This is a genomic window from Chloroflexus sp., assembly GCF_034434295.1.
Lineage (GTDB): Bacteria > Chloroflexota > Chloroflexia > Chloroflexales > Chloroflexaceae > Chloroflexus.
In genome coordinates this window covers 1-6,859 of record NZ_DAOTZQ010000065.1, presented here as the reverse complement: position 1 = coordinate 6,859, position 6,859 = coordinate 1, and the positions used below count along the sequence as shown (strand labels likewise).

General features: G+C 58.9%; 4 protein-coding genes. 2 read left to right on the top strand and 2 right to left on the bottom strand.

Going from position 1 to position 6,859, the window contains the following annotated elements; translation table 11 throughout:
- Both VAE57_RS10000 and VAE57_RS09995 read left to right on the top strand, forming a co-directional pair.
- On the top strand, positions 1–448 hold a 448-nt coding region (locus VAE57_RS10000), incomplete at its 5' end, for a hypothetical protein (RefSeq protein ID WP_322821740.1).
- Between the two features lie 29 nt (positions 449–477).
- On the top strand, positions 478–1,272 hold the full coding sequence (locus VAE57_RS09995; protein ID WP_322821739.1) for a DUF4058 family protein: 795 nt from the start codon (positions 478–480) through the stop codon (positions 1,270–1,272).
- A 33-nt stretch (positions 1,273–1,305) separates the two neighbouring features.
- Here VAE57_RS09995 and VAE57_RS09990 read toward each other — a convergent pair whose 3' ends face one another.
- Together VAE57_RS09990 and VAE57_RS09985 are read right to left on the bottom strand one after the other, a co-directional pair.
- Complete coding sequence (locus VAE57_RS09990; RefSeq protein WP_322821738.1) at positions 1,306–4,584, bottom strand: BTAD domain-containing putative transcriptional regulator; 3,279 nt, start codon at positions 4,582–4,584, stop codon at positions 1,306–1,308.
- A 1,243-nt stretch (positions 4,585–5,827) separates the two neighbouring features.
- Complete coding sequence (locus VAE57_RS09985) at positions 5,828–6,508, bottom strand: type II CAAX endopeptidase family protein (RefSeq protein ID WP_322821737.1); 681 nt, start codon at positions 6,506–6,508, stop codon at positions 5,828–5,830.
- Positions 6,509–6,859: the final 351 nt, after the last annotated feature.

Below are 6,859 nucleotides of genomic sequence, written 5' to 3'. Positions count from 1 at the left end.
TCGATCTGGTGCGTGGTATAGCGGTACTTCCGAGGGTTGCGGTTGTATCTACTCTGGTGAGAATACCGCGCTTTCAGCCCGGCTTGCCGTGACGCATCGTATGGAGGGCGGCAGCCATGCCGCTGCGCTAGCCGTGCGCTCGATCCGGTGTAGGATGCTGCGACTTCGCTACGGGCCCCAGGAACGGGATGTGTGCAGAGCACGTCCGTCTGACTTGATCATTCGTGATGAGCTACCTGTATGTGAGCGGTGGCACGTCGTGGAGTATGCATCCAGCCTGAACACCAGGCTCCTTTCGCTTCCCGCGACAGTGGTACGGGTGATGGAAGAGCGCGAGCAGAAAGTCGACCCCCAGAGCGAGACAACTGCTATCACGGAACTGATGAACGAAGATTTGATATACCACGACAATGGTTCCGCCGCGGGCAAGCTGCCGTCCATGCTATAATATTCCACACCACTACCCAGGAGCAATCTATGGAACCACCATTTCCGGGCATGGATCCGTATCTGGAGCGTTCAAATCTGTGGCCTGATGTGCACCATCGGCTGGTGAACGCAATGAGTGACTATTTACAGGCCCAGATTGCACCGGGGTACGTTGCCCAGATCACCCCTTACGTCGCGCTGGAGCAGGTTGAGATCACGGTACCCCGGCGCGCTCTCGTGCCCGATGTCGGTGTGTTTGAGCGGGAAAGTGCAGCGGTCACGCCGGCCACAATCGCGGTAGATACCCCCTCACTGACCGGGACGGCCTTGCTCGAAGTGCCCACGCGCTACGCCCGGCTGGAAATCCGCACCGTGACCGATGATACCCTGGTCACCGCTATTGAGCTGCTCTCACCGGTGAACAAGCGTCCGATCCCCGACGGTGCTGATGCTTACGAGCAAAAACGACGGGAGCTGTTTCAAAGCGGGGTACATCTGCTCGAAATCGACCTGCTACGGGGTGGCCGGCGGCCACGGCTGGCCCACCCCGATCCACTCCCTGCTACCCCTTACGTCATCTTCCTCAGCCGCGCCGAACGCTGGCCAGAGATTGACATCTGGCTCTGTCCGCTGGACAAACCGCTCCCAACGGTGCCGGTGCCGTTGCGGCGCCCCGACCCTGATGTGCCCTTGCCGCTGACCAACCTCCTGCATCAGGTCTACCGCAACGCACGCTACGACCTGCGGATCGACTACCGTCAACCCCCGCCGCCGCCCGACCTCACCCCCGAAGAGGCTACCTGGCTCGCTGCCCATCTGCAGGCACGCGGGTTGCGTGCGTAGCCTTCAATACCCGTCATAACCATTCTGCCGCCGTCACCCGACAGCTTCGTGTGGCAAAGGCACCTCTCCCTGCCGCAGCCGTGCGGCGAGTGCAATGGTCTCCGGTGCCGGATCAACCTCGAGTTCACGGGCGAGATTCTCGCTACAACGTTGAAAAACCCGTAGCGCAGCAGCCCGATTGCCCTGACGGGCGTAGGCCAGCATCAACAACCGATAAGCGCGTTCCCAGCAGTTATCGTAGGTGAGGATACGTTCGGCCAGCGCAATCAACTCCTCGTTCTGCCCCTGTTCAGCCAGACACTGGGCCAGCCGGTCGGCGCTGCGCAGAAACATACTCCGCAACCGTTCTCGTTCCGCGTCAGCCCAGCCTTCATAGATCGTATCGGGAAGAAAATCACCCTGGTAAAGCTGCAACGCAGCCTGGAGTCGTTGCATGCCGGCACCGATCTGGCCTTGATCGAGCAGCCGCAGACCGGTTGTGCAACCAGCACTGAATTCAGCACAATCGAGCCAGATGTCTGCCGTTGGCCGTAGCCGATACGCACTGCCTTCACGGGCAATAAATGCCGATGTTGCCTCAGTACGATTCGGCTCCAACGCTCGATAGACAGCACTCAGCGCAACCTTAAAGTCGCGCACAGCCGCTTCAGGATTGAGCTGTGGCCAGAGCAATTCGGCCAGCTCATCGCGTTGTAGCCAGCGATTGCGATGAACGATCAGCGCCTGAAAAAGCTGACGGGCCTTATCCCGTTGCCACTCGCGCATCTCAATCTCGTGATCGCCACGCCAGACCCGGAACGTCCCCAGAGTTTGTACCCGCAACTGATAACCTGGGTGCGCTTCGAGACCACGCAGCCCCATGGCGGATAACAGCCGCTCGATGTAGTCGCGATGATGCCCGCGCGTGCGGGTTGCCAGCAAGAGCGGGATGACCCGACGCGGATCGGGAAGGCCGAGAAATGTTGGCCGGGTAAAGAGGTAGTCGTAGCCGGCGGTAGCACTTAAATCCAGCGCCTCATCAATCGCCGCCGTCGCTGCGGCATCATGCCGCTGTTCGTAGTATCCCAATGCCAGCCAGAGCGCGGCTACGGCCTGACCAAACCGATCACTACAGGCGCGCAGATCGGCGCGGGCAGCCAGCAATATCTCTTGTGCACGGTTAAACTTACCGCCAAGCAAATGGCTCACACCGCGTTGCAACTGGATCATCGCCCCCAGCCACAAATCACCTGCCCAGCGACAAAACGCCTGTCCATCAACTGCGGCGTTCTCGGCAGCCGCCAGATCACCGGCCAGCCCGTAGAGGCGGGTTAACCCCCAGAGCGGTTCCACCCGCAACCGGTCGACGCCTATCGCCTGACCTTCGGCCAGAGCCTGGCGATAATATTCAAGCGCACGATCCCGTGCTGACGCACCGGTTAACGCACTCTTGAGCAACCAGGCGTGCCCAAGACGGGCGTAGGCAACAGAGGTGATAAAACGGGAGTGGCGTTCAGTACCGACCTGCACACCTTCTTCAGCCAGACTGAGCGCCTGATCGACATCTCCTTCAAAGGCGGCAATCAACGCCAGCACCAGCACTGCCTCGCGATGACCGCGTGGTGCAGGGGTGGCACCCCGTGCCGTCGCCACACGCTCCTGATCCCGCCACGCCTGCAACAACATCCGTGCCGCCGCCAGTTGACCGGTACGCAGCTTCACCCGTGCGCTCAGCAGATCGGCTGCCGGGCTGGCGGCGCGCAACTGGCGTGCCTGCTGCTGCAACGCCTCTGCCTCGTCCGGCTGCCCCATATTCAGCTTATTCTCGGCCAGCAGCTCAAGCACACGAGCGCGGGCAACCTGATCCTCCAACCCCTCACTGACCCGCAACGCCTCCTGCAACACACTCTCGGCCTGCACCGGCTGCACCTGATCGATATAAACCAGAGCCTGACCGTACAAGGCACGGGCCAGCTCGGCGCGGTCGCCGTGTTGCCGGCTGATCGTCTCAGCCTGCGCATACCAGTTACGGGCTTCATCAAAACGGGCACGCAACCGGTACAGATCGCCAAGATAGCTCTGCAAGCGCGGACGACTCGCGATCAGCTCAGCCGGCAACGCATCAATCCAATCGGTCAGCGTATCGAGCCGACCATTGCGCAGCGCATCCTCCCCGGCTGCCACAATCGCATCGGCGGCAATTGCCACCTCACCGGCGGCAAACCAGTGGTAAATCGCCTCCTCGGCCTGACCGGCTGCCGCATAATGACGCGCTGCACGCCGGTGACGCTCGGCCAGATCGGGATCGCTGCGCGTCTGCTGGCGCAAGAAATCGTGAAACAGATGATGGTAGCGGTAATGGCTGGCATCCAGCTCAACCACAAAGAGATCGCGGTCGCGCACCTGAGCCAGCAACTGATCACTATCATCAGCCTGACGCACAGCATCGCACGCCGCCGCAGTCAGCACCCGCAGCGGCGCAGTTGCCCGCAAAAAAGACGCAATCTCTGGCGGCTGTCGATCCAGCACATCCGAAGCCAGAAAATCGAACAACGCCGCCAGCGACGCCGGGCCACTGGCCAACAGCTCACTCACACTGCGCGCCTGCCCACTCCGCAAGCCCTGCCAGACCAACTGAAGCGCAATCGGCCAACCCTCGGTATGGTGATCGAGCAGATCAACATCAGCGTCACTCAGCGCCATACCAAACACATCGCGAAAAAGCGAAGCAATCTCATCGTGGGTAAAAGCCAGTGCATCGCGGTGTAACTCCAGCACCTCACCACGAGCGCGCCATCGCACCAGCTCACCGCTCACTATCGGATAGCGCGTCGCAATCAACAGACTCAGCCAGGGCGGTGCATACGTAATCAGCCGCTCAGTCAATGCCCGAATCTCGGCCGATGCCGCAACAAAATGATAATCATCGAGGATCAGCAACACAGGTCGTCGTGGCGAACCGGCCAACGTATTGAGCAACCCATCGACAGTTTGCGTCCAGACCGCACGGTCAGCCGGATGCGAACGAAGCGTCGCCAGCGCCTCTGGCGCCCCCTGTGGCAATACCGGGGCACACGCAGCGGCCAGATACGTCAGAAACGAAACCGGGTCACGGTCATTTTCACCGATGGTATACCAGCACACCGTTGCCGAACTCATGGCCAGCTCGGCCAGTGCCGTCGTCTTACCATAGCCGGCACCGGCCTGCACCAGCGTTACCCGATAATCAAACGCCTCGCGCAAACGCGCAGTCACCGCTGGTCGTACCAACCGATAGCGGTGTGGTCGGGGCGGCGCGACCTTTGCCTGTAACAACACTGTCTCTTCATTCATACCGGCGTAACAATCCTCAAGCGGGCATACGGTGCCCTGTATTATACCAGGGTGCGTGCGAAACCTGATACGTGGACATTCAATTGGCGGAACATACCACGGGTATGGGCACCATCGGCAGATTCTATGGAGTTCGGGAGACGTACTTCTGAACTATTCCAGCTTCCTCCAGCCAGCGTGAGCGGCGTGCCCACCTGCCCGCCACTGCCAAACGGCGAGGATGTGATCCGCTGAAACGACCGTCTACCCGACGTGGCATATTTGTGCGTCATCCCGATACACAGCCGGCCTACACCACCCCTGCCAACACCCACCTCTAGCGCAGCAGGCACATGCCGGGATATAGAGATTACTCATTTTCTTCACGAGCTGACAACACCCACCTCCGGCACACGATGTACCTGCTGTGCTGTTGAGAATAGAACTTATTTCATAAAAAACTTTGCTTGTCGTGCTACGAGACTGCGGCACAGACGTATGAACGCTTGCCAGGCATCAAAGACAGCGTATCCCGCTCCTGTCTCATTAGCAGCGTGCCGCTCTGGTCGTGCCATCACGCCCTGGACTGGTTGCCTTTGCCAGTCGTCATGCACGTGGTGCGCGGTGTGGAGTGCGGCAGCCATGCTGCCCCAGCAGCCGTACCTACGCTCCGGTGCGTGTCATCCGGTTGACCATGCCGGTCACGGGGAGGCCGGATGTGCTCGTTACGATCATAGAGTCGGTCAAGAATGGGATAACTCCTGGCAGACGTTTTTTGAAACAGGTTCTACTGGCAAAGATGGAGAGTGAGCTATACGTTGAGCAAAATCCTTGCCAAAGCGAGCGAAGATATTCATCAAACGTCGGCACTGTCATGTATGCTCCAGTCGCAGTCAGGCACATCTGCTAAAACGTTACAGCGTATGAATGCGTTATTCCTTCCTCTTCCCGACCTCATTAGCCTCTCGGACAGACAGAATAGCTAAGTTAAGACAACTTCTATAGCGTCAAGAACCCCTGACTCAGGCTGTCTGCCGCTCCACTTCTGCACCGCGAGAGCGGGGTTGGGGATGAAGGCGTCCAGAACATCTCTAAAACCTTACCTCTTGCATGCACTAGTGTATTCTGTACGCTCCTGAATCTTCATCTTCTGACGACACCCACCCCCGGCGCCCCTGCACTGATTGCACTGTCGGGCATTGCCCTTCGCGAGATAATCCGATACCCTATCGATAGCTCACGAATACGATCTAACCGATGCTCTTCACTGCGGCAGGTACTGCGCGAACAATTCCGGGAGCAAGATAAACGCATACGCATCATTCAACACGTGCATCACCATACAGGCTGGCAGATTTCGCCGCCAGACATAAAGACCGGTTACAAGCAGCGACCAGACCCCGATCTGAATGGTGCCACCCAATCCCCAAAAGGGGATATGAAGCAGCACAAAAGCGAGGTAGGCAATCCCTACTCCCCAGTGCAGCTTGCCGGTCATTTCGGTAAAGCGCTCAATCGGATAGCCGCGGAAGAGTATCTCTTCGGTAATCCCGGCGGTGATCACGATTGCCACTCGCAGTGCCATTGGGGTCTGCGCCAACTGATTAATACCTGTGCTGGTTGTTCCTAGCCCCAACGCCGTCACGAATGGGATAGTAATGACAAACGAGAGCGCACCGACCACGAAACCTCTCAGCCCCCACAGGACATCGCGCCACGTCGTGCGCACGATCCCGATAGACGCCAACGGTCGGCGCTCCCAGAAGATCACAATGCCGATCAAAATAATCGTAACGACCCATTCCTGAGCGATAGTAAGCACGGTGCGTGGAGTATCCCACAACACATCCGAACGTCCACCTGACACCAGGGTCAGGATGAAGGGCAAACCCAGCGCCACACACAGGCCGACCAGGGTTGCGGGTGATGGTTGCTTGCCAGACATTGTTGCAGTCCTGTTGTATACCCAACGTTTCACTCGTATTGTAGCAACTGGAGAAACTGTCAGAATGGGTACTGATGTTTGTGGCGTCCTGCTCTCACGGTGACAAGTCAATCTTTGTGCGGAGGCTCGAACTTATTTCATAAAAAGCTGCATTGTCGCGCTCTAATAACCATCTCCGGTGCTATCACGAGCTGAACAGGTTGCCTTAATCGCTCATCATCCGCGTGTGGCGTGGTTTGGAGTGCGGCAGCATGGCTGCCGCGCCAGCCATGCTCACGATCTGGCACGTGTCACGTCGTTGACCCGGCTGGTCACGCGGGTGCCGGGTGTGCTCGTCACGATCAAGGAATC